Source organism: Caballeronia sp. LjRoot29, from assembly GCF_964252755.1.
Lineage (GTDB): Bacteria > Pseudomonadota > Gammaproteobacteria > Burkholderiales > Burkholderiaceae > Caballeronia.
This window is the reverse complement of record NZ_CAXUPU020000004.1, coordinates 267,787-290,432: the sequence shown is the minus strand read 5'-3', so window position 1 is coordinate 290,432 and position 22,646 is coordinate 267,787. Positions and strand designations below refer to the sequence as shown.

General features: G+C 60.1%; 18 protein-coding genes. 11 read left to right on the top strand and 7 right to left on the bottom strand.

Annotated elements, in window-relative coordinates; genetic code table 11:
• Positions 1-25: 25 nt before the first annotated feature.
• Both ACSQ83_RS07080 and ACSQ83_RS07075 read right to left on the bottom strand, forming a co-directional pair.
• Entirely contained in the window at positions 26-337 is a 312-nt protein-coding gene (locus tag ACSQ83_RS07080) for a BufA1 family periplasmic bufferin-type metallophore (RefSeq protein ID WP_414966607.1), read from the bottom strand.
• Positions 338-609: 272 nt separating this feature from the next.
• A complete protein-coding gene (locus ACSQ83_RS07075; protein WP_436227643.1) occupies positions 610-1,854 on the bottom strand; it encodes an FAD-dependent oxidoreductase in 1,245 nt (414 codons plus the stop codon).
• Here ACSQ83_RS07075 and ACSQ83_RS07070 point away from each other — a divergent pair.
• Complete coding sequence (locus ACSQ83_RS07070) at positions 1,853-2,533, top strand: TetR/AcrR family transcriptional regulator (RefSeq protein WP_436227642.1); 681 nt, start codon at positions 1,853-1,855, stop codon at positions 2,531-2,533. The genes ACSQ83_RS07075 and ACSQ83_RS07070 overlap by 2 nt on opposite strands.
• Positions 2,534-2,847: 314 nt before the next feature.
• Entirely contained in the window at positions 2,848-3,339 is a 492-nt protein-coding gene (locus ACSQ83_RS07065; protein ID WP_436227641.1) for a hypothetical protein, read from the top strand.
• Between the two features lie 582 nt (positions 3,340-3,921).
• Here ACSQ83_RS07065 and ACSQ83_RS07060 read toward each other — a convergent pair.
• Genes ACSQ83_RS07060 through ACSQ83_RS07040 form a run of 5 tightly spaced genes read right to left on the bottom strand, consistent with a single transcriptional unit; the run spans position 3,922 to position 11,141 of the window.
• Entirely contained in the window at positions 3,922-4,359 is a 438-nt protein-coding gene (locus ACSQ83_RS07060; protein ID WP_436227640.1) for a hypothetical protein, read from the bottom strand.
• 16 nt (positions 4,360-4,375) lie between these two features.
• Entirely contained in the window at positions 4,376-5,821 is a 1,446-nt protein-coding gene (locus ACSQ83_RS07055; protein ID WP_436227639.1) for a hypothetical protein, read from the bottom strand.
• A gap of 11 nt (positions 5,822-5,832) precedes the next feature.
• Complete coding sequence (locus tag ACSQ83_RS07050) at positions 5,833-6,117, bottom strand: PAAR domain-containing protein (RefSeq protein ID WP_436227638.1); 285 nt, start codon at positions 6,115-6,117, stop codon at positions 5,833-5,835.
• A 1-nt stretch (position 6,118) separates the two neighbouring features.
• Positions 6,119-7,546, bottom strand: coding sequence for a hypothetical protein (locus ACSQ83_RS07045; protein ID WP_436227637.1), 1,428 nt, complete (start codon positions 7,544-7,546; stop codon positions 6,119-6,121).
• Positions 7,536-11,141 (bottom strand): type VI secretion system Vgr family protein, encoded by a 3,606-nt coding sequence (locus ACSQ83_RS07040; RefSeq protein WP_436227636.1) that lies wholly within the window; start codon positions 11,139-11,141, stop codon positions 7,536-7,538. The genes ACSQ83_RS07045 and ACSQ83_RS07040 overlap by 11 nt, the downstream gene beginning before the upstream one ends.
• A 1,251-nt stretch (positions 11,142-12,392) precedes the next feature.
• On the opposite strand from ACSQ83_RS07040, the gene ACSQ83_RS07035 reads away from it, so the two are divergent.
• The 9 genes from ACSQ83_RS07035 (at position 12,393) to ACSQ83_RS06995 (ending at position 22,618) form a co-directional block, all read left to right on the top strand.
• Positions 12,393-13,166, top strand: coding sequence for an ABC transporter permease (locus ACSQ83_RS07035; protein ID WP_414950576.1), 774 nt, complete (start codon positions 12,393-12,395; stop codon positions 13,164-13,166).
• Positions 13,163-14,398, top strand: a complete 1,236-nt coding sequence (locus ACSQ83_RS07030; RefSeq protein ID WP_414966615.1) for an ABC transporter ATP-binding protein — start codon at positions 13,163-13,165, stop codon at positions 14,396-14,398. The genes ACSQ83_RS07035 and ACSQ83_RS07030 overlap by 4 nt, the downstream gene beginning before the upstream one ends.
• A gap of 2 nt (positions 14,399-14,400) precedes the next feature.
• Positions 14,401-15,171 (top strand): ABC transporter permease, encoded by a 771-nt coding sequence (locus tag ACSQ83_RS07025; protein WP_436227635.1) that lies wholly within the window; start codon positions 14,401-14,403, stop codon positions 15,169-15,171.
• Between the two features lie 78 nt (positions 15,172-15,249).
• Entirely contained in the window at positions 15,250-16,161 is a 912-nt protein-coding gene (locus tag ACSQ83_RS07020; RefSeq protein WP_414950579.1) for a glycine betaine ABC transporter substrate-binding protein, read from the top strand.
• Positions 16,162-16,180: 19 nt separating this feature from the next.
• Positions 16,181-17,035: a nitrilase-related carbon-nitrogen hydrolase gene (locus ACSQ83_RS07015; RefSeq protein WP_436227634.1), complete on the top strand. Its 855-nt coding sequence runs from the start codon at positions 16,181-16,183 to the stop codon at positions 17,033-17,035.
• Positions 17,036-17,120: 85 nt separating this feature from the next.
• Positions 17,121-18,395 carry an aromatic ring-hydroxylating oxygenase subunit alpha gene (locus ACSQ83_RS07010; protein ID WP_414966618.1) on the top strand — a complete coding sequence of 425 codons (1,275 nt, stop codon included), beginning with the start codon at positions 17,121-17,123 and terminating at the stop codon, positions 18,393-18,395.
• Positions 18,388-19,482 (top strand): 2Fe-2S iron-sulfur cluster-binding protein, encoded by a 1,095-nt coding sequence (locus ACSQ83_RS07005; RefSeq protein ID WP_436227633.1) that lies wholly within the window; start codon positions 18,388-18,390, stop codon positions 19,480-19,482. Before ACSQ83_RS07010 ends, ACSQ83_RS07005 begins: the two co-directional genes overlap by 8 nt.
• A gap of 24 nt (positions 19,483-19,506) precedes the next feature.
• On the top strand, positions 19,507-20,874 hold the full coding sequence (locus tag ACSQ83_RS07000; RefSeq protein WP_436227632.1) for an MmgE/PrpD family protein: 1,368 nt from the start codon (positions 19,507-19,509) through the stop codon (positions 20,872-20,874).
• 61 nt (positions 20,875-20,935) lie between these two features.
• Entirely contained in the window at positions 20,936-22,618 is a 1,683-nt protein-coding gene (locus tag ACSQ83_RS06995; RefSeq protein ID WP_436227631.1) for an NAD(P)/FAD-dependent oxidoreductase, read from the top strand.
• Positions 22,619-22,646 lie beyond the last annotated feature (28 nt).

Genomic DNA, 22,646 nt, shown 5'->3' with positions numbered 1-22,646 from the left:
CCCCGTTCTCTTCGTGGTTGCAGTATCAGGACGCCATCGGCGCCAGCGAGCCGTGATCGCCACCCGGCACCTGGATGCTGGTGCACGTTCCACCCTGAACGAACTTCCACGAGTTGTGCTGGAAATCCATTGTCGACGTACCTTGACACGTCGTGCCGGGACCGGCGGCGCAGTCGTTTTGGCCCTTCAGCGCGACGCCATAGCACTTCTCTTTATGAGCAGCAATGGCTGCGCTTTCTTCGCCCTTTGTAAGCGGCGCTGCCTGGGCAACCGATGCAAACAGGCTCGTGACAACAGCAGCGAGAAGGGTGGCGCTAACAGTGGTTTTTGCGGACATTGAATCTCTCCAGTGGTTGAGGTAGTCGGTACCCGCAGCGGGTACATACTCTATTTCGCCAACTGCCGAGATACGGTTACACCGGGCGCGCGTTATTTTTTGAGCGGCTTTCCCGGCGACGTCACTGATGTGTCAAGAGGAGTTGCGCAGCACGAACGGCGGTATCTATTCGCACGCCGGCAATACGAACTGCAACGTGCTCGCGTACGGTTGCAAGACCATGGAAATCAACCAGCAGTCATCGAAACGAAATCTGCCGGCGTGCAGGTCGCTCATTCCGCGGGCTGGTTATAAGTAAAGAAATCCACCAGGCTTTGCGGCGCGTCGGGCCCTAGACACAGGTCGAGTATTCCTTCCGCCGCCGCCGCCTCAGCCGCGCTGCGAGGGAACAATTCCTTTTCATAAGCGCTCAGTGCGGCTTCAATGTCGCCGGGGTGGGCGGCGATAGCCTGCGCGAGTTCGGCCCCGTCGAACATGGCGAGGTTGGCTCCTTCGCCAGACGGGATCATCAGATGCGCTGCATCGCCGAGGAGTGTCACCCCGGGCACGCGTGCCCATCGGTGCCCGACCGGAAGCGCATGAATGGGACGCGGCACAGGGTCCGTTTCACCGTCGGTGATGAGCGCTGTCAGTGCCGGAGCCCAGCCTTCGAATTCATTAGCGATCCTATCTTTTGCCGCTACTGGGTCGGAGAAGTCGATGCTGTCAATCCAGTCGCGCGGCTTGTTCAACTCCACATAGGTGTGCAGCGTGCCATCAGGCTCGCGATGCGCGAGGATGCCTTTTCCCGGCGCGAGCGCAAACAGTGCGCCGCCGCCGACTGCTTGCGCACTTGGGATGTGACGAGTGTCAGCGTTGAACAGATATGACTCGATGAACGATGTACCCACATACACCGGCTTCGCCCCGGAAAGAAGCGGTCGAACTTTCGACCAGGCGCCGTCGGCGCCAACGAGGAGGCCAGCGGTCACGGTCGAGCCGTCGGCAAAGGTCAACACGTGCTGTCCATCTCCGAGTGCGGACGCGTCTGTGAGCTTGTGTCCCCAGCGGACGGCGCCGGCAGGAAGCGAGTCGAGCAGAATGCGGCGAAGCGCTCCGCGAGGGACCTCAGGCCGGCCGCCTGTGCCGTCGTCGTGATCTTCGAAGTGGACTTGGCCGTCCTTGGCGAGAATCCGCGTTGCCTGGCCGCCAACGTGGATGATCTCCAGGAACTGATCGAAGAGCCCGGCGGCTTTGAGGGCGATCTGCCCGTTGTTTTCGTGGATATCGAGCATGCCTCCCTGCGTTCTCGCGTTCGGCGAAGTTTCCGCTTCGTAAATGGTCGCGGCAATGCCGTGGACGTGGAGAACCCGGCAAGCGTCAGCCCCCCGAGCCCCGCACCGATGATCGCAACTGAAGTATTCATCCTGCTCCTTGGTTCGGGCGTCGCTATAGTCAGTGACGTAATGGAACGTCGTTCCATGATAATATTGGAACAACGTTCCATGAGTGTCAAGAGGAGTGTCAAGAAGAGCCATGGCAAAAAAAGCAAAAACCCCTCAACGGCGGGAGGATTCGCTCTCGCGGGATCGGATCATTGACGAATCTATTGCGCTCCTAGACAGCAGCGGCGAGCGCGGCCTGACGTTCCGCGCTCTCGCTGAGCGGCTCGCCACCGGTCCGGGTGCAATCTATTGGCACATCGACGACAAGAACGACCTGCTGACTGCCGCGTGCGACGCCGTCATCGCTCGCACGATGAGCGCGCCGGTGATCAACACGACGCCAGAGGCTGCGATTCGCGCGCTCGCGCTGGGCATGTTCGACACCATCGACGCCCATCCGTGGGTTGGCTCGGCGCTCACTCGCGCTCCCGGACAGTTGCCTATGGTGCGTATTCTCGAAGGCATAGGGCAGCAGATTCGCGCGCTCGGCGTGCCCGACAATACACAATGGTCCGTGGTGTCCGCGTTGTTGAATTACATCCTTGGCGTGAGCGGGCAGAACGCGGCGAATGCGCATCTCGCACGGGAATTAGGCGCCGATAGGGACAACTTTCTGCATGAGGTGTCGGTCATGTGGTCTCAGCTCGATCCGGATGCATACCCTTTCACGCGCAGCGTAGCGGGACAGTTGCGCGTACACGACGACCGCGTCGATTTTCTAGCCGGGATCGATCTCATCCTGCGCGGGATCGAGTCATCGCAAGGCCGCTGATCTGAACTCGATACCGGAGTAACGACGAAGTCGATATTTCCCAGTACTACGCATTTTTCCAGCCAATAGCATTGATCAGCGACGGGCTGATCGGAAATACGACGTAATAATCCGATGCCTCAACTGGGGCCAGAAAGCGGAATAACGTCCGGCGGCGACGCGTTTTATATGCAGCAGATCCGCGTCGCCGCGCACCTTTTCGCATGCGACTTGACGTGCCGGCAACGCACTCTGCGAGGCGAACCGATGGGGTCTTTACGGTGTCGATGCGGTGGTCCGCGTCGTGGTGCCGGACCGTCGAGCAGGACGGATTCATGCGCAACTTAATTGGACTTGGAACGGTGCTTTGCAGTTGTGTCGCCTGCGCGGCGCCGATGTCGGACCAGCCCGGCCAGGCTGCTCCGCTGAACGATACGACGACCACGTCGGCCGTGTCACCCCCATGCCGCATGGTCAACGGCACGGCGGTTATCGATGGTGCCACGCAGAACATATCGGGTCTTGCCTGCAAGCAGCCCGACGGCACCTGGCAGATCCAGCAGCAAGACGCGGGCGTCGATATTGACGACGTTTCCCCGCCGCCCCCGTATCCGTACTATTCCTACTACGACCCGTGGTTTTATGCGCCATCCTTGGCATTCGGCTTTGGCGGTTCGTTCGTCTTCGTCGATCGATTCCATCACTTCCATCATATGGATCACGTCCACGTTGGAGCGCACGGCGGCTTTCGTGGAGGGGGCGGCTTTCACGGTGGAGGCGGCTTTATTAGAGGAGGTGGTTTCCACGGCGGCGGGGGACGCCGCTAGCCATAGTGTCGAGTAATCACGTCTCCATTCCTGCGGGAAAGGACTGAGATTGCCGTACATCGCGGCGTTTTCTGACGCTCTCATTTCATGCGTAAGGCATCGAGTTTTTGGAGTTGAAAAATGATGATCGCGACAAAGAATATTTATTTTTCAATGCTGCTTATCGTTATGTCAGGCGGGGCCTATGCACAAACAGGGTCTGACATGACAAACGTCGGGAACGGAGCGCTCGTTCAAGGCGCCAACGGTGTGGGCGGCATGCCGCCGCCGGCGGCCGCGGCTGTTGGCGGTGGTGACGACGTGCGAGCTAGCGCGGGCCTCACGAAAGGGACAGATGGCATCATCAGCAGTATGCGAAGCAACGGCACGAGAACAACCGAGAGTCCGAGTCTCAGAATGCCTAACCGCACCGGAACAATGCCTGCGCGCTAACAGGCTTGGCACGCAAACGGTTCCCGTGAAGAACTAGGGGAAGGCTGACGTTGGCCCCTCAAGCGACTCCGTTTGCCCCCTGGAGCAACTCAAGCCGAATCAGGCTCTCAGCCGAAGCGACAGGGTGTGATTTTTGTGACCGCTCCAGCCTCAAAAGATCGGCCGGTCCTCTTCGCCCCGGTGCACCCGCATGGATTGCGGCACGGGTTGCAGCCGCCAGGGTGACCCGTGTTCCCTGTACCACCGGCCGCGTCCCTCCCAGGTGAACGGCCTGTTCTTGCACAGGCCGTCTTCAATCGCTTCCATGTACATGATGGTGGAGACATAGGACCGCCAGCCGCGGATTCCTGACAGCGCTATCGCCCCTGCAAGATAGAGCCACGTAAATACCGCTACGGCCACGGGATACCCCCAGGCCGGTGCCCGGTCCCACCAGCCCCACAAGGCGATGGCCGCAAGTAGGACCGCACATGCAATGCTCAACAGCAGCCATCTGCTGACACGAACCTTCATGTAGGCCCTGCGCCATCTTTCACGCGACTGCACGCGTGATTCGAACGGTGCGGCATACCTGATGTATTTCGACATGTCCCCTCCCTTTTTGTCATCCAATAAAGCCCGCCACAAAGTCCACGGTCGATTCCGCCGCCCGTGCAACAGGTCCAGGATGACGGATGATGAAAAACACCAGCATGAGAACGACGGTGAGACACGTAACGAGCATGTTCGTTGTACTCCAGCCCTTGTCCGGTGACAGCAGCATGCTGACCATCCAGAACGATATGAGTGCGCCGAATTCAGGACCCAGCACCCGCTTGTAGCCGTATTCCTCCTTCCATGGCACGTTCACCGGAGCCGGTTCCTTCGCCACCAGATTCAGCGCGACACCCTGCTCGTGGGGCAGTGCAATGAGCTGTGGCCCCTGGCCGAAATGCGCCATCTTCGCGGCCAGCGCCTGGATCACCCAGCGCGCCACGGGGGCCTGCGGACCAATGGCCGGATCGAGCGCGTGCGCTTCCACCTTCAGGCCGGACTCCCTCACAGCGCCAAGCGTCGCATGCTGTGTCAGCCCCTTGAGTCCGCTGTGCCAGAAGTGACGGATACGCTCGCTGGGCACCTGTTCGGCCTTGAGCAGCGAGGCAAGCAGTCTGTCCGCCTGGTCGGCGTCGCCGCTAATCTGGCGCAGCAGCCACGCCTGGCGCTTGATGTCCGGCTTCTCGTACATGAGTACAGGCATACCAAGCAGCAGGGCCACCGCCGCTTCCGAGTCCGTGTGTACGGCGTCCGGACCGACCTTGTTCAGATGCCAGGCCAACAGGAGACGATACTTCGGTCTCCTGTCCTGTACGTACCAGCCATAGCGGCGAGTCTCGTCCTCGAACCACGTGTCCGCAAAGCCAACATCGCGGCTGTTATCGAGCCACCGTACGACCGGTTTATCCGGTAGCTTCAGCTTGCCCCAGGCTGTCAGAACCTCGCTGGACAGCGCCTCGTGGTCGCACTGCATCACGATCTCGAATGATCCGCCTTTGGCCGCCTGCGCGAGCCTCGCGGCCAGCGGCGTGAGCAGCGCATCCAGCAGGCGGATCAGACGCGAGCCTTCATCCGCCGCATCGATGCTTCCCAGCGCCATTACCTTGCCGGGATTCTCGGGTGGTGTGCCTTCGAGTGCCAACATGCGCTCAGCCAAGTCAGGCTCAGGCGTGAGGATTACGCTGTCGAGCACTGCCATGCCCGAGCGGCTTTGCTGCTGCCAGCCGGTTATCTGGTGCCAGCGCGCCGAGTTATGTTCTGCGGCCTGCGTCGCCGGGATGTCATACGCAAACCAGTACACAATACAACTCAGTGTCAGCCAGCAGCAAAACGGCACCGCGACCGCGTAATGCAGGACTCTGTCCCAAGGTACGGAGCCGTACTTCGGCAGGCCGGGCACCACCAGGGCGAGGGCGAATCCCTCGACAATCATGTACAGCAGGAGATAGAACCAGAGGGGCAGCGGCTCATAGGCCAACCGCTCAGACGGGAACTGCGGGTTCCAGCGAAAACTCATCCAGCCTCCTGTCAGTCAACTGTCCATTCGTGCTGCGAGGCAAGCAGCCGGGGTTTCGGATTGCAGGCGCACAGGCAGAAGTCATCCTCCAGCGCGGGCACTTTGCCGTACCAGTCCTGTTCGAACCGCTCGCCGTTGCGGCCAATCCTGCCGGTGGTGCCACAGGCGGGACAGGTCACGGGTGCGCCGATATAGCTCATCCGGCGTCCGTTGTAGCCGGTGCCTTCGATGCCGTCGGCCACCGTCCCGCGCGCGGTGGTGTGGTCGCCTTCGTAAATATGGGCGCGTGCTCCCATCTCAGGCCCCCACCCATTCCCAATCGCCCCGGTTGCCCGCATCACGGATGGAGGGCATCGGCTGGCCGCGCCGCAGCGTCACGAGGTTCGTCAGGTCGTGGCGGTATTCCGGGTACAGGGAATTCGACGCCGCATTCATGCGGGCAATCCAGCGCCCACTGCGCGGACACGTCGAACGCGGCGCGCAAAACTGCCGGGTGTCATCAATGATGTCGAACGAGTACTGCTTGACAGGCGTCGGCGCGGTGGCTTCCCACTCCCATTGCACCGGCCGGTTGATGTTGATGCCGTTACCGTTCTCCATCGGCATCTTCACGTTTTCCGTGGTCGCCACGTCCCCGGCCTTGAACGGCTTTACCTGAAGGCTGCGGTAGCGGACACCGTGAAGCAGTGTTACCGCGCGGTACAGGCCATCCTCTGCGAACGTCTCGCTAGGCTTGACTGGCTGAAACGACATTTCGGCACGGCGCATCGCTTCCCACTGCTCGCGTTCCTCGGGTGTCGAGGGATAATCGCGATCGAACGTGATACGGGTGGGATTCTTGTAGTCCGAGTGAAAATCAACATAAAGCAGACTGGACTGGATTCCGGTGACTTCCATGCTCATGAATGCACCGGCATATAAGTCGTAGCTCCCAGCGGAGAATTTATCGATGTTGTTCGTTTTCATCTTCAAAACCACGGCACTATGGGGTGCAAGATTGACCTCGCCATCGGGAAACTGTGCCGGATCGGCTAGAGTCTGCCCCGCCAGACCAAGGCCGAATTTTGCTGAGAAGCCGCTCTTCGTGTCACTTACACCCAAGCTGTCCTTACCCATTCTGGCGTCCCATTTATCGGGCGTCTTGAACCTGATCGGGTAATCGCCGCCATTCGTGAATCTGACAGACACCAGAAATCCATCCTTGGCACGATCAATCGATACCAGTGAAACGTCGAGTTTCACAATTTGCCGGCCATCCAGAACCCCTGCATTGGTAAGCTTGTCCACCAAATCACCTATCTTGATCGCAACAGGGCGGCTGAAATCCGTCATATAGCTGCTCCGCATCTCTCCGCCACACTTCGCAATGTAAAGATCAGGCAGCGTTACATCGCTTTTGGGGTCTTTCGGAGAACAGAGCAGTTCGGCCATCTGCCTGGCCGATTCCAGATTTTCACCGTTCAGCTTCAGCTTATATATCCCAACACCGCTGATATTCCTGTTTCCGTCAGAATCACCGATCTGAACCCGAAGCACATCCCCCGAAACGGATACTTCGTTGTTTCCATATTTATTGATGCTGCCATCTGCACCGCCATTTGTCGTATAGCTAAATTTCATTAATTGACTCTCTGCATTCACAGTTTCAGCGCGTGCATTGCTTCCAAGCACGAACAGGAAAAGGGCCGCATACCCAAAGTGTGCGATCCATGACTTACGAGTCATAGCCAACCCTCCACAGCTTATTCGTCGCGAGCGAAAACTGGCGACGCACATATTCCAGATAATATGGTTTGATAGCCGCCGTGACGCGGCCACCCTGTAATGCCGCATTAGCACCGTCACCCATGACATTGGCACCGACGTATGTTGCATCGGTTTGTGAATGCCCTTGCCACACCATTGCACCCGCTTTCGCATCGACCAGCGAAAAATCGATTTGCTCGTTCTTGATATACGACTCGTGCAGCCAGCCCCCCTGGCCGTAGTATTCATCAGGAAAATTGAAATAGTGCCCACATTCATGTGCCTCCACATTCGCATCCGGGTAATCGAGAATTTTCCTGTCTTGTTTATATTTATGCTTCTCCCCCCAGGACCCCGTATCGGCCCGAAGCACGAACGGAAACAGCTTAAGCGATACGTGCGGGCTGAATCCATCAATAGGCGTGCCCTTGATCGACACACGAAGATCGACCTTGAAATTGACCTTCACCCGGCATCCGCATGCAGCACCCTTTGAACAACCGTCCAGGATCAGCTTGTAGCCGCCCTGATTCAGCACCGCCTCGATACGGCTGATTAACGCCCTAACATCAAATTTAGGTCCAACCGCATCGCGGTAGTCCATTTTTGCACCCTGCCTCACTATTCCTGGTGTCATCTGCGAATGCGCGGAAAACTCGTATGGAATCGTTGCTTCGTCAGCAGGCACCGATGTGTCACGCTCGCCTTTCAGATTGACGGGAAACAGGTCCATTGGAATCGTCATGACGCGAACGGTACAGGTAATTGCCTTGTCCTGTTCGCTGTATGCAAATTCATAATTCGAGTCTCTCGAACCACCACCCCGGTATTGCACCGTTTTATCGTCGTTCATCCATGGAGTTCGGTTATCCAGCATGCCCCAATAAGACTTGGCTTCGATATGCTGCTGTACGTCAGCCTTCAGGTCCGATATTTTCCAGTCGCAGGGAACAGCGTTCACCAGCTTGATGGGATCAGGCGCAACGTACGCTGGCTGCTGATCGCCAGGACTGCTCAATGTGACCTTGGCTTTGGGCACCCCTGAATCCACATTTGACGGCTTCGCGTCAAACGGCGAAAAAGCAGACGCACCCGCTGGCACACCACCGCTGGTTTTACGCGAGAAAAAGTCACCAAGCAGAGTCGGCGCCACCCCGCCCGCATCAGGCGCAGGCGCGACCATGTTCTCCGCAGCGCCCATCTCGGGGGCAGGTGCAGGCGGAGGAACGAAAGCCGGGTTGGTGCGCCACACTTCACACGCTGTCGTGTACGGCACGAACCGCGGCGAGAAAGCCGCACCACTCAGATCCATCTGGGCAGGCCCGGTTCCCTTCACGCCAGCCGTGCGGTACAGCACGCCGCCGCGCGAACCGATCTCGACGCCGCCCCCGCTGATCTTCACGTAGGTGCCGTCCACGTTCAGGATGATTTCCTTCGCCGCCTTCACGTGAACCACGCCGTTGACCGACTCGACAGACATGTCCTCCTGCGAGGCAAGCTGCATGCGGCCACGCTGGGCCTGCACGACGACATTGCCTGCCGCCGCGATCAGGCTCATGCCCTTCTGCGTGAAAAGCGACACCATGTCGCGCGCCGCCACGGTGAACCGCTTGAGCGTGCTGAAGTGCACGCCTTTCTTCGCCGTCGCGATGATCGAGCCGTCGGCGGCAAGCTGCACGCCATCACCCGACACAACGCCGACCGGCCCCGGTGCGGTCACAAGCACGACCGGCTGTTTCAGCTTGTCCAAGGCGTCGTTGATTGCTTTCTGCGCGCCAGTATCTGCTGGGGATGCCTTCGAGGCTTCAGCGGACTGCGCCAGCGTCTGGGCCAGCGCCAGCATGTCCTTAAGCTGCGCGATGGTCTCCTGCATGTCGAGCTGATGCCCGCCACCGCCCGAGCGCGCATAAGCCGTCACCATCGCACCCGCGCCGCCCCGGACTATCGCCTGCATGTCCGTTCGCAGCTCGGCACCGTGACCGCGCTCGCTCTGGCTGCGGTCAACGCTATGCCCAAGGTTCAATTGGCTCTTGCTATGCTCGGTTGCGAGCTTGATGTGCTCACGGCCTTGACCATCCTCCATCTGGAGGGTGTTGTTGGAGCGGGTGCGCAGCGTGTTGCGCGTGCCCCAAGGGTAGGTTGAATTAACCGGGTCGGTATGCTGCGCGGTATGCAGTACCTGGCTGATGAAGGGAAGGTCTGGGCAACCCCACAGGAAGCCCACGGTCACGATGGTCCCCTCGACCAGACCAAAATGGAAACCGGTCTGGCCCGCACCCGCGAATGGCTTCGCTAGTCGCATCGGGCAGCTTTGCAGCCCTGGCGTGCGCTTGTCCTGATCCGCATGGAGGTGCACGATATAGGAGCCCTGCTTGTCCAGATACGGATTTTTGTAGCCACTGGGCGAAGCGATCGTGCCGGTGATGACTCCTTCTATTCTGGGCCACGTGGATTCAAGCAGGGGCAGCCGGTACTGGCGGGGTAGCTGGAGTTGCAGGGTGGATGGAATCGCAGTGAATTCGGCGCGATAGGCTTGCTTGCGCGATGCGCTGCATTTCACCCGAACGGCAAGCATGCCGTACTTGGCATCGGGCAGTTCCCGATTCGAGAGCTTCAGGATGCAACCTGGCGCAAGGTCCAGTATGGTGCAAGTGCCCTGATACTCCACCTGAGCGGCTATAGCCGCCTCCTGCCGCAGCAACGCTTCTTCCGCCGCGTCACTCTGGTTCAGGTCCGGCGTGCCCCACGTATACGCCTCGCCATAAGTAGTGCCGTCTTGCGTGATCTCACTGGCCGCTTCAATCGGTTCTGATAGCTGATTCTCGGTGCTGAACGTGCGCACCTTATAGCTCGCCGCCAAGGTGGTCGCATTCATTTTGAGCGAATTGACCGATTCGGCGCCCGAGCTTTCCAAGCCGCTGTACGCGCGATAGGGCACCTCCAGGCGAAGGTCACGGCGGTAGTGGGTGAAGTCGTCACCGAACCGCACGTTCTCGCAACGCTTGCCTTCCTCGCAGACGAACCAGATACCGGAGCGGCGGCATAGACGCGTGATGAAGCTCAGGTCGTCTTCATTCCACTGCATCACGAAATCGCGCTTACGATACTCGCGATACAGGTTGAACTCGAAGCCGCCATGTATCCTGTCGAAGCCGTGTTCGCGCAGGATTTGCTCGATGGTTTCCGGGAAACTCTGATTCAGGAAGAACCGGCACTTCGGCACGTTACGCAGCAACGACAAGCGTGACTCCAGCACAACCTCATAAGTGGTTTCGTCGCGATTGCTGCCGCGATGACTGAAGCCCGTGAGCACTCCCTGCACGCGTCGTTCGGGTTCGGGCTTGGCCATCGCGAGCGGATTGAACGGCGTCTGGATCACGAGCGTCGCAGGCCTGTTCAGGTAGTCGGTGTGCGACAAGTCCGGCTGCGGATGCGTGAAACGAATGACATAACGGGAAGATTCGCCGATAGCCCGCTCGCCCTCGAATTCAAGGATGTCGGCCAGGTCGGCGCTGCGGGTCTGTGGCATATCGAGACGATAGTGCCAATGCTTGAAAACTGCTTTTTGATCCAAGTCCCCTCCTGCCAGGTAATAAAATTTTCAGGCAGAACCGTAACGAATTTCGTAGCCGAATGAAATGGATCGAACGCGAAAACAGCGTCATATTTTGTCATTTTTATACGTTATCCGAATAATCTAAACGGACGGCTTGCTACTGAAAAACAGGGGGATCAGTGGGCACCCTGAACCGAGAGTGCGGCTGAGAGGCACAACACGTTCAGTATCGTAGGCCAGACTTTCATCTCAAAAACTCGATTTTTTTTCAAGTCACTTGTCACGTTTCCTATGACCCTAGCGTAAGGCGCTTGGTCCGAACGGGCAAAAAAAAAGCCCGCACGAGGCGGGCTAAGGCAACCGGTGCGCCGAGCGAGGAAGGTCAACGCTGGCTACCGAGAAATGACGTCGAGACGACGCGGTGCCACCGTATGAACTGTGTACGTTGAACTGCGATACGAAAAATTCTAAAAGCGCTAAGCGACCGCAAAAAGAAAAGGGCGGACCGTCACCCTGAAGCCAGCAGACTGCTAGCGTTGATGTTAGTGCTGCCTTCCATAACCGCAGTCAGCCTATGTGTTGTTTCTCCCCGCCTCGTACCACCGCACCCCTGATTCATCATTCTCAACCTGGACGAGCGCACGCCGTGCCTGGTCGCGTGCGATCCCCTTACCGAGTCCTGCCCAGCGCTGCAGACAACGGTAAATCTCCTTGACCTGCAGCGCCGTTGCGCGGTTCGCCCGCACCGCCTCGTTCCTGCTGCTGGACAACCTGCGCTTTCCCGACCTTCAGCTTGTCTGCGACCAGCTTGCGCTGGGCTGATGGCTCGCGAACGTTTCCACGATATTTCCTACAAAACACCTGCGGCGTCCTGGTTCTACGGACAACCGGAGACTGTGTGCCAACAACCAATTGGTTGAATTCAAACAGGATAGATGTTTGTGGACCTTGTGCGTCGCGGGGCAAAATTGTCCACAGACTTTGTTGAAAAGGCTGTGGATAAAGTTTGGCATGGCGCCGCAAGCTGCTGACTCGAACCACCTTTCCCCCTGTGCGTCGCGGCGAAGCAATACCGGCGCAATCTCCCAAGCGAAAACCCGGGGGCGTCGCCTCGGTGACAGTTGATGTCGAAAACGTTGTGCTGCCGGGCATTTTGAGCCGCTACAGTTCACTGGCGGCAAGGTGCGCTGACACGCCCCCCTATACCGACAAACCCTAGTCCCGCGGTGCAATAGACATCATCGGCTGCGCCACTCTTCCGGAGGACGCTTGGAAACGCTCGCTTTCATCTGGACCAACGGTCCTTCGATCCTGCACATGCTCGTGGAGCATCTGCAGATTGTCGCGGTGGGCGTCGGCTTCGCCATCCTCACTGGCGTGCCGCTTGGCATCGCCATCAGCCTCAACGAACGCGTGGCGCGCGTGGTGCTCTATGTAGCCGCCATCCTCATGACGGTGCCATCGGTGGCTTTGTTCGGCTTGTTGATTCCGGTCCTGTCGCTGATCGGGCAAGGCATTGGTTTCCTGCCGGCGGTGATCGCGCTGTTTCTCTATTCGCAGTTGCCGATCGTGCGCAACACCTACACGGCGATCCGTAATCTCGACCCTGCCATGCGAGAAGCGGCGCGCGGCATGGGCATGACCACGAAGCAGCGGCTCTTTCGCGTCGAACTGCCTATTGCCGTGCCCATCATCATGGCCGGCATCAGGATGGCTGTGGTGATCAACATCGGCATCGCGGCGATCGCTACCTATATTGGCGCGGGCGGGCTCGGCAAGCTGATCAGCCGCGGGATCTCGCAGTCGGACCCGCGGCAACTGATAGCGGGCGCCGTGATCGTGGGCGCGCTGGCGATCGTGGCGGATTTCGGGCTGGCATGCCTGCAACGCCGCCTCACGCCAGCCGGCCTGCGCCCGCCACGCCTGCCTCTCCTGGCACTGGGCCGTCGCGGTGTTTCAGCCGATATCTCAGTCATTAACTCCGCCAATATCTCAGCCGATGTCCGCGCAGTCGACCCCATCACCATTGCGGAGAGCCGATGATCAAGCTCCAGAACCTCACCAAGCGCTTCGAATCGCGCCAGTCGCAAGCGGTGGTCGATGACCTCACGATGGATATCGGCGAAGGGGAGTTATGCGTGCTGCTCGGACCTTCGGGTTGCGGCAAGACCACCACGCTCAAGATGATCAACCGGCTGGTGCAACCCACGTCGGGCAAGATCCTGATTGGCGGAGAAGATACCGCAAGCTTCGACGTGGTCGAGTTGCGTCGCCGCATTGGTTATGTGATCCAGCAGGTCGGCCTGTTCCCCAACATGACAGTGGAAGGCAACATCGCGCTCGTGCCGCAGATGCTCGGTTGGGACAAGGCGCGCACACGCAAGCGCGTGGAGGAGTTGCTTGAACTCGTCGCGCTTGATCCCGCAGTGTTCATGCGCTGTTATCCGCGCGATCTGTCGGGTGGTCAGCAACAACGCGTGGGCGTGGCGCGTGCACTGGCCGCCGATCCTCCGGTGATGCTGATGGATGAACCGTTCGGGGCTATCGATCCGATCAATCGCACGGCGATCCAGGACGAGTTCCGCAAGATCCAGCGGCGCCTGAACAAGACCGTGGTGTTCGTGAGCCACGATATTGATGAAGCCGTGAAGATGGCCGATAAGATCGCGATCTTCCGCGACGGCAAGCTCGAGCAATATGGACCGCCTGAAGAATTATTGGCACGGCCGGCGAGCGCGTTCATTGCGAATTTCGTCGGCTCGGATCGCGCGTTGAAGCGCTTGCGCCTGCTGTGCGCAAGCGACGCGTTGATGGCTTCGAGAGCCGTTGCGCGCGTGGGAGAAACGCACCGCACTGTACGCGTTGCATTGAGCTCGCATCCCGGCGGCGAAGTTGTCGTGGTCGATGGGAATGGCACGCCGTGCGGTTATCTCAGCACTGCGTGTCTGGACGCTGCGGGCGCGAACGGGGACGACCGGCTGGATGCATCGCTTGCAATGCCGCTTCCCGCGACCGCTCGCGCAGGCGATGACTTGCGCAGCGTAGTGTCCGCCATGCTTGCGCACGGTGTCTCATGGTTCGCTGTGCTCGACGATGCCGGCCGCTTCGCCGGTTATGTCAGCTATGCAGCAATCGCGGCACTCGCGCGCGCGGGAGATCCGAACGCATGCGCTCAAGCCGGCTTGAGCGTGTTCACCGATAACGCCACGGGGTTTGTTCCACTTGCTGCCCAGGAAGATCCGAACGCGCTCACACGTGCGGAAGAGGGCGCATGAACATGAACGCGCCTAATGTTCATCGCACGGTTCATCGCACGGTTCATTGCACGGTTCATCGCATGCGCGGTCGGTGTTTAATCGCCGCGCTCATGATGCTCGCCACTTGCGCCGACGCGCATGCCGGCAACTGGTTCTCGTCGCTCGCGCAGTATCGCGCGGACATCGTCTATCAGGCGGGTCAGCAGATGCTCATGGTTGCCATCGCCGGTCTGGCGGCCATCGTGGTCGCGATTCCCACGGGCATCTGGCTCAGCCGTCCCGGACGCGGCCGTGCCGCGCATCTTGTGCTGCTCGCGCTCAACGCGGGACAAGCCGTGCCGAAACTCGCGCTGCTTGCGCTGGCCATGAGCTTGCTTGGCATTGGCGCGAAGCCGGCCATCTTCGGCTTGTGGGTGGCGACCCTTTTGCCGATCGCGATGAATACCTATGAAGGTTTGCGCGCCGTGCCGCCGCTGCTGATCGACGCCGCGACCGGCATTGGCATGACCAAGCAACAAATCTTGTGGCGGGTGGAAATGCCCAACGCGATGTACGTCATTTTCGCGGGACTCAGGACCGCTTTGGCGATTACCGTCGGCACCGCGCCACTGGCGTTTCTGGTGGGCGGCGGCGGGCTGGGCGAACTGATCTTTACCGGCATCGACCTGAACGATTTCACGATGCTGCTGGCCGGCGCAATTCCAACGGCAGCGCTCGCCATTGCCACAGACATGCTGGTCGCGCAGATGCAGCTTCGGCTCGTGCCACGTGGCGTGAATCCACAGCGCTGAGCGGTTTATTTTTGTTTGTCTCATTTGCCAAACCCGTTGCCAAGTCCCTTTGTCCCTTAACCACATTTCGGACCTTCCATGCACACTCGGCTCTCCCGCTTGATTTCCCGCGCATTCATTTTTGCGCTAGGTTTTTGTATCGCCGCAGCGTTTGCGTCGACGTCCGCCAGCGCGGCCACGATCACGGTCGGCGGCAAGAATTTCACCGAGCAAGTCCTGATGGCGCAGATGACAACCGCCTTGCTGGAGGCCAAGGGATTCACCGTCGTGAAGAAGGACGGCATGGGCAGCAGCGTGCTGCGCGAGGCGCAGGAAAATGGTCAGATCGATGTGTACTGGGAATACACGGGCACCTCGCTGATCACCTACAACAAGGTCACGGACCATCTGGATCCCGCGCAGACCTATCAGCGCGTGAAAGAGCTGGACGCGAAGAAGGGACTGGTGTGGCTCGATCCATCGAAGGCAAACAACACCTATGGCCTGGCGATGAATCGTGACGAAGCCGCGAAGCTTGGCATTGTCTCCCTGAGCGATTTGTCGAGAGTTCTCAAGGGCGGCAAGGAACTGACGTTTGCGTGCAATTCGGAGTTCTATGCGCGGCCTGACGGGCTCAAGCCGCTGCAGCAAGCGTATGGTTTCAGCTTCTCGCCGTCGCAGGTCAAGCGGATGGATTCGGGCCTCACGTATCAGGCGTTGAAGGACCGGCAGGTCGATCTCGCGCTGGTGTTCATGACCGATGGCCGCGTGCCCGCATTCAACTTCGTCGTGCTGCGCGACGACAAGGGTTTCTTCCCGGCCTACGCGCTGACACCGGTTATCCGTAAAGAAACGCTCGACGCAAACCCGAAGCTCGCGGGCATTCTCAACGCGCTTTCCGCGAAACTCGACGATCAGACCATGGCGCGCCTGAACGCCGAAGTGGATGTGTCGAAGAAGTCGGTGGACGACGTCGCCGCAGGGTTCCTGAAGTCGTCGGGACTGATTTAAAACAGGCTCTGGCGCAAACATGACCTATGAACTCGTGGTGGCGGCCGCACAGATGGAAAGCGTGCCGGGTGCGACTGCTTCGAATGTCGACAAACATCTCTCGATGCTGACAGCCGCCGCGGCGGCGAACGTACAACTGCTGGTATTTCCAGAGTTGTCACTGGTCGGTCACGGCGCGGGGAGGGAAACGCTGCGCCTCGCCATGCCCGCCAATGACCCCGTGCTGCTGCGCATAGCGGCTGCATGCAATGGCATGCATGCAGTAGTCGGCTTCATAGAGGAAGCACCGGGCGCGCAGTTCTACAACAGCGTGGCCACGCTGGCGCAAGGCCGCGTGATCCATGTGCATCGGAAAATCGCATTGGCGACTTACGGCCAGCTCGATGACGGCAAGTATTTCGCGCCGGGCGATGCACTCGGCGGTTTCGATCTTGATACGCGCTGGCGCGTCGCCACGCCGATTTGCGCTGACCTGTGGAATCCGGCGCTTGTGCATGCCTCGGCGCGTGCGGGCACGACCTTGTTCGCGGCGCCGGTCAGCTCGGCGATAGAAGCCGTCGGGCAGGACTTCGACAACCCGCGCGGATGGGATCTCGCCTTGCGTTTTTATGCGCTGGTCTACGGGACGCCGGTCGTGATGGCGAACCGCGTAGGACGCGAGGGCGACCTGCATTTCTGGGGCGGTTCGCGCATTGTCGGCCCCGACGGTCACGTCATTGCTCAAAGCGAACAGGCGCGCGAAGAACTGGTGATCGCGAGCCTTGACTACGACGCCGTGCGCCGCGCGCGGTTCGCCTTACCCACCATTCGCGACGCCAATGCGCTGAAGATGAATCCGGCTGTTGCATCGGGGCGCATCGTGTCGGATTCGTGATGGGCTTGGTCGTGAACCTGCGCTCACGCGGCAAAACGGCGGCAGACAATAGCTTCACATGAATGTTTCTTGGACGGACATGACGATGTGGGACGCAGCACAGGTTCACGCTCTACTAGCCAGCCGGCGCGAAGGCTTCAGTCTGGCGCAGCCGTTTTATATAGACGAATCGTTTCATGCGCTGGATCTCGATGCGGTCTTCATGAACGACTGGCTGTTCGCGCTGAACGCCTGCGAGATTCCGCAGCCCGGCGATTATCAGACGCTGGAAGTGGGCGAGACGCCGGTTGTCGTGTTGCGCGATCCGCACGGTGAGATCAAGGCATTCTTCAATACCTGCCGGCATCGCGGATCGCGTATTTGCATGGAACCGCAGGGGCATGTGCATCGGCTGGTCTGTCCTTATCATCAGTGGGTCTATGACCTGGACGGCTCGTTGTTGCACGCACGCCAGATGCCGCCTGATTTCGAACGGGACGGTTATGGACTCGCGCCGGTGCAGGTGGAAGTGATCTGCGGCATGGTCTATATCTGCCTTGCTGATCCTTCCGATCCCCACTCGATCACGCCCGACCTGTCGCGTTTTCGCCGCGCGGTGACGCCGTACATCGCACCGCATCAGCCGGAGCGGACGAAGGTGGCGTGTTCCATGACCATCGTCGAGAACGCGAACTGGAAGCTCGTGATCGAGAACAATCGCGAGTGTTATCACTGCTCGGGCAATCATCCCGAACTGCTCGCTACGCTGGTGGAATTCGCTCTGCCAGATGATCCGCACGGCTCGCAGGATTTTCGCCGGTTGATGGATGACAAAGCGCGCCAGTGGGACAGCTTGAGCCTGCCGCATCTGCCCGCCGACGGGGGCAACGAGTTCCGTTGCATCCGCTTGCCGTTTCATCGCGGCGCGGTGTCGTTCACGGCCGACGGGTCGCCGGCCTGTAGCAAACTGCTTGGTGAATTGACCGAACCGGATCTCGGCTCAGTGAGGATGTTCCGGGTTCCTAACAACTGGAATCATTTCCTCTCCGACCACATCATGCACTTTCGCATCCTGCCGCTCTCGGCAAACCGGACCGAGTTGCGCACGACGTGGCTCGTTCACGAAGACGCGGTGGAAGGGGTGGATTACGACGTCGAAACGCTCACGTCGGTCTGGCGTGCGACCAACGACCAGGACGCGAGGCTGGCGGCGAACAACCATTTAGGTATTGCATCGAAAGCCTATGTGCCGGGACCGTACGCGCCTTCCGAGTTCATGTTGCGCAACTTCACGAACTGGTACGCGGACAAACTTGCCGCGTATGTTGAGCGCGTGGGTTCGAAGCCCAGGACGATTGCATTGCAGGTGTCCAATGGCTAACGGCCTTGGCAGTATCGACGCGCTCGAAGCGCTGTTCCCGGGCACCCCGGATGCGCCCGCGGATCGCGTGCTGGAATGCATCGGCGTGCGGTGCGAATCGCCGGATGTGAAGACGTTTGTGTTCCGCGATACAGAGCCTGACGGACCTCGTTTCGTCGCCGGTCAGGCGATGCTGCTGACGCTCGATATGGACGGCGAGCGCGTGGACCGGACTTTTTCGATAGCATCGGCGCCCGGTATCAATACCGGTAACAACACGCTCGAACTCACGCTTAAACGGCAACGTACAGGCCGCGTCACGCGCTGGTTACACGATGAACTGAAACCGGGCATGCGCGTGCGTTCGCGTTACCCGCTAGGCATGTTTCGTCTCGATGCCATACCGCCAGGACCGATCGCGTTGGTCTCGGCAGGATCGGGCGCGTCGCCGTTGATGTCGATGCTGCGTACTCTCGCGCGCCATGCGCCTGGGCAGGATATTGGTTGGTTTCATGCGGCTCGCCGTGCGGAAGATATCTTGTTCGCCGACGAGATCGCTACGCTGCAAACGCACATGCCCAAGCTGCAAGCGAGCATCACGCTGAGTCAGCCCGGACCCGGCTGGTTCGGTTTGCGTGGGCGCGTATCGCGACGGCTGATTGCAGCGGCCATGCCCGATTTTTTCACGCGGGAAGTTTATTGCTGCGGCCCGACGTCGTTCATGGACGACGTCCGCCGCATTCATGCCGCCGATGGCGCCCGGCATGCGCGTTTTCATGTGGAGCATTTCGGCGCAGTGACGGAGGTGGTCTCGACATCCCCGGTAGCCAGCGCGGATCTGGACACAGATACGAGATTCAATATCACCCTTGGCGACAGGCGCTTCACTGCACGTGCAGGTGAAACGATCTTGATGGCTGCATCGCGACAGCAGGTCGTCATTCCCTGCGGTTGCGCGAGTGGCATCTGCGGAACCTGCAAGCTGCACAAACGCTCGGGCATGATTGACATGCGCCATCAAGGCGGTCTCTCGCCGCAAGACGAAGCGAACGGTTTCATTCTTGCCTGTTCGAGCCGGCCGTTATCCGATGTGACGCTCGACTTCTAACCACTCTCCGGCAGACCACACGCAATGAACGATCACGTCGGACCATTCATCCATTCGCTTCGTTTCGAAGACCTGCCCAATGCCGTGATCGAGCAGGCGCAATACTGCTTACTCGATCTGCTCGGCGTCGCGGCAGCGGGCAGCAGCACGCAACTCGCACGGATAGCCTGCGATCATGCCGCTGAATTTTTCGGCGCGGGCAGCATGCGCACCCGGCTGCTGTTCGACGGACGTATTGCGAGCCCACTGGGTGCAGCATTGGCCGGCGCGATGACGATCGACAGCTTCGATGGTCACGACGGCCATTCGCTAACCAAGGGTCACGTCGGCGTGGCCGCGTTGCCTGCGTTGCTGGCAATGGCGGAGCTGGACCCGTCCATGGACGGCCGCTCGTTCCTCACAAGCCTGGTGCTCGGCTACGAAATTGGGACACGTGCAGGCATCGCGTTGCATGCGACCAGCAGCGAATATCACACGTCCGGCGCGTGGAACGCCCTGGCCGCGGCAGCAGTTATCGCGCGAGGGCTGAAGCTCGATATAGAGCGCACGCGACATGCGTTAGGTATCGCGGAATATCACGGGCCCCGCAGCGACATGATGCGCTGCATCGACTTTCCGACAATGCTCAAGGATGGCTCAGGCTGGGGTTGCATGGCGGGCGTGAGCGCTGCTTTCCTCGCCGAGCGTCATTTCTCCGGAGCGCCCGCGTTGACAATCGAAGCGCATGATGAAGAGGGGTTATGGTCAGATCTCGGGCAACGCTGGATCATTCTCGAACAGTATTTCAAACCGTTTCCCGTGTGCCGCTGGGCGCATCCGGCAATCACTTGCGCACTGCGTTTGCGCGAGACTGAAGTATTCGTGGCGGATGCCATTGAAAGCGTCGAGATAGAGACGTTTCACGAGGCCACCCGGCTGTGCGCGTCGGTTCCGGTCACGACCGAGGAAGCACAGTACGGCGTTCTGTTTCCTGTCGCGGCCGCGCTTCTGGATGGACGCGTGGATGCGGAAACGATAGGACCGGATGGTCTTGCCGACGCGCGTTTGCACTATCTGATTCCGCGCCTTCGTCTGCAGGATTCCGCTGCATTCAGCGCGCTGTTTCCCGCGCAACGTTGGGCCCGGGTCATCGTGCATACACGCGACGGCAGGACGCTTGATTCCGGTCCGATGCAATCGCAAGGCGACCCGGAACGTCCATTGCCGCGCGATGCGCTGCGTGCGAAGTTTCGCGCATTCGCCAATGCGCAAATGGACCCTGAACGGGCGGCGGCCGCGGAGCGTGAGGTGTTCAACCTGACTGAACCTGCGCACGCCCTGAGCCCGCTTCTTGATCTCGTGCTGAGCGCGCCGGAAACGTCGCCCGCGGAAGCGATCAGGTCGGTTTTGTGATCCCGAGCGCAGTGCTCGTCACCTGATAATCGGACACCCCTTCATCGCTCAAGGATTACTCGTGGACCAACCCGTGCGGCATCCTGCCGAACCTTCCGGCCCTGTGGAATACGATCCGGCGTCGGTCGCAGGCAAGCAACCGCCCATCGCCGATGAAACCGATCTGCTCGTGATCGGCGCGGGACCGGCGGGGCTCGCCGCTGCGCTGGCTGCATCGAATCGAGGTGTGCGGGTGACGTTGATCGACGAAAACCCGGTGCCTATCGAAACGATGGGCGAAGAGATTCCGCTGCATTTCGGCAGCCGCATGGGGACGGTCGTGGCAAACCGGAACGCGATGCTCGAAGCGCTGCTGGAAAGCACGCCTGAGCTTGCCGATGCGCTGGAAGCCGGCGTGAATGTGCTTCTTGGGACCGTTGCATGGGGCTTGTTTCCGCAACGTCCCACAGCTGCGTGGATCGACGGCTGCGTCGCGGGTCTCGCGGACGAAGACCGTGCCTATTTGCTGCGTTTCAAACAGGTGATTGTTGCGTCCGGTAGCCGTGACATGGGGCTTGCATTCCCGGGATGGGAATTGCCAGGCGTGATGGGCGCGGGCGCGGCGTATCGGCTTGCAATGACTTATGACGCGCTTAACGCGCGCGTGGCCGTGATGGTGGGCAGCAGTACTGCAGCGTTGCAAATAGCGAATGCGCTCTCCGATAAAGGCGTGCGTATAGCAGCGATTATCGAGCAAGGTGAAGCCGTGACGGGCGACGCCGCGCTACTCGCACAGTTGGTTGCAAAGGGAGCGCAGGTGCTGACTCGCCATGTGATCGAACGGGCCGAGGGCGCTACTGGATCGGGCGATGTCGAGTCTGTATTGGTCGCGGCAGTCGACGCAAACGGGCGGCATCGGAAGGATGAGTTGAAGCGCCTTGCTTGCGACACGGTGCTGCTGGGAGTCGCGACAGCACCCGCGATTGAATTGCTTGAGGCAGCCGGCTGCGAGACCGCGTTCATTGCGGAGCGCGGCGGACATGTCGCAAGGATCGATGAAGCACAGCGGACGTCGTTGCCGTTTATTTTCGCTGCAGGCGATTGCGCGGGGACGTGGGCGGCTAAAAGCGTCGCGCCATCGATCGCTAGACGCGAAGGACGGATCGCGGCGGCCGCCGCATTGAGCGCTTTAGGTGTGAATGGCCAGAAGCTCGCCGATGAAGTGCCCGTGGTTCCTGACACGTCTTACATCGATCCCGCAGGCGAGCGTTGCGCGTGGGTGCGGGCGTCGGTGATCGAAGCGGTTGGCGAGCCCTACGTCTGCCAATGCGAGGAAGTCACGGCGGCCGAGATTCTGCAGGTGCGCCCTCCGCGTTACATCGGCTGGGAAAGCAAGAAGGGCAACGAGCACCCACACACGCTCGCACAACTTGCCGGCGATGGTCCGCCAAACCCCGACATCGTCAAACGGCTCACGCGCGCTTGCATGGGGCCGTGCCAGGGACGCCGATGCCGCGAGCAAGTGGCGGCGCTGTTGTCGATCGGCTCGGGCACTGAGCTGGCTGCCATCCCGCTTGCCACATTCCGTTCGCCAGTGCGCCCGCTGCCGCTGCGGCAGCTTGCGGCGCTGGAAGAAGCGCCCGAACTCGGCAAGCACTGGGACAGCTGGTTTGGAATGGCCTCCCAATGGGTGCCATTCTGGCGGCCCGTGCCGCTGTATACGGCGGCAGGACGCGAGCGCGGCGCGGTCGTAGCGAGCGAATAGGTTTCAATTTAATTTACGCATACGCGCA

What these genes read in the sequence shown, in the direction of transcription:
- ACSQ83_RS07010 (WP_414966618.1), top strand. Translation starts at nt 17,121, where the DNA reads ATGTGGGACGCAGCACAGGTTCACGCTCTACTAGCCAGCCGGCGCGAA.
- ACSQ83_RS07075 (WP_436227643.1), bottom strand. Translation starts at nt 1,854, where the DNA reads ATGGCTCTTCTTGACACTCCTCTTGACACTCATGGAACGTTGTTCCAA.
- ACSQ83_RS07030 (WP_414966615.1), top strand. Translation starts at nt 13,163, where the DNA reads ATGATCAAGCTCCAGAACCTCACCAAGCGCTTCGAATCGCGCCAGTCG.
- ACSQ83_RS07060 (WP_436227640.1), bottom strand. Translation starts at nt 4,359, where the DNA reads ATGTCGAAATACATCAGGTATGCCGCACCGTTCGAATCACGCGTGCAG.
- ACSQ83_RS07055 (WP_436227639.1), bottom strand. Translation starts at nt 5,821, where the DNA reads ATGAGTTTTCGCTGGAACCCGCAGTTCCCGTCTGAGCGGTTGGCCTAT.
- ACSQ83_RS07080 (WP_414966607.1), bottom strand. Translation starts at nt 337, where the DNA reads ATGTCCGCAAAAACCACTGTTAGCGCCACCCTTCTCGCTGCTGTTGTC.
- ACSQ83_RS07005 (WP_436227633.1), top strand. Translation starts at nt 18,388, where the DNA reads ATGGCTAACGGCCTTGGCAGTATCGACGCGCTCGAAGCGCTGTTCCCG.
- ACSQ83_RS07025 (WP_436227635.1), top strand. Translation starts at nt 14,401, where the DNA reads ATGAACGCGCCTAATGTTCATCGCACGGTTCATCGCACGGTTCATTGC.
- ACSQ83_RS07000 (WP_436227632.1), top strand. Translation starts at nt 19,507, where the DNA reads ATGAACGATCACGTCGGACCATTCATCCATTCGCTTCGTTTCGAAGAC.
- ACSQ83_RS07070 (WP_436227642.1), top strand. Translation starts at nt 1,853, where the DNA reads ATGGCAAAAAAAGCAAAAACCCCTCAACGGCGGGAGGATTCGCTCTCG.
- ACSQ83_RS07050 (WP_436227638.1), bottom strand. Translation starts at nt 6,117, where the DNA reads ATGGGAGCACGCGCCCATATTTACGAAGGCGACCACACCACCGCGCGC.
- ACSQ83_RS07045 (WP_436227637.1), bottom strand. Translation starts at nt 7,546, where the DNA reads ATGACTCGTAAGTCATGGATCGCACACTTTGGGTATGCGGCCCTTTTC.
- ACSQ83_RS07015 (WP_436227634.1), top strand. Translation starts at nt 16,181, where the DNA reads ATGACCTATGAACTCGTGGTGGCGGCCGCACAGATGGAAAGCGTGCCG.
- ACSQ83_RS07020 (WP_414950579.1), top strand. Translation starts at nt 15,250, where the DNA reads ATGCACACTCGGCTCTCCCGCTTGATTTCCCGCGCATTCATTTTTGCG.
- ACSQ83_RS07065 (WP_436227641.1), top strand. Translation starts at nt 2,848, where the DNA reads ATGCGCAACTTAATTGGACTTGGAACGGTGCTTTGCAGTTGTGTCGCC.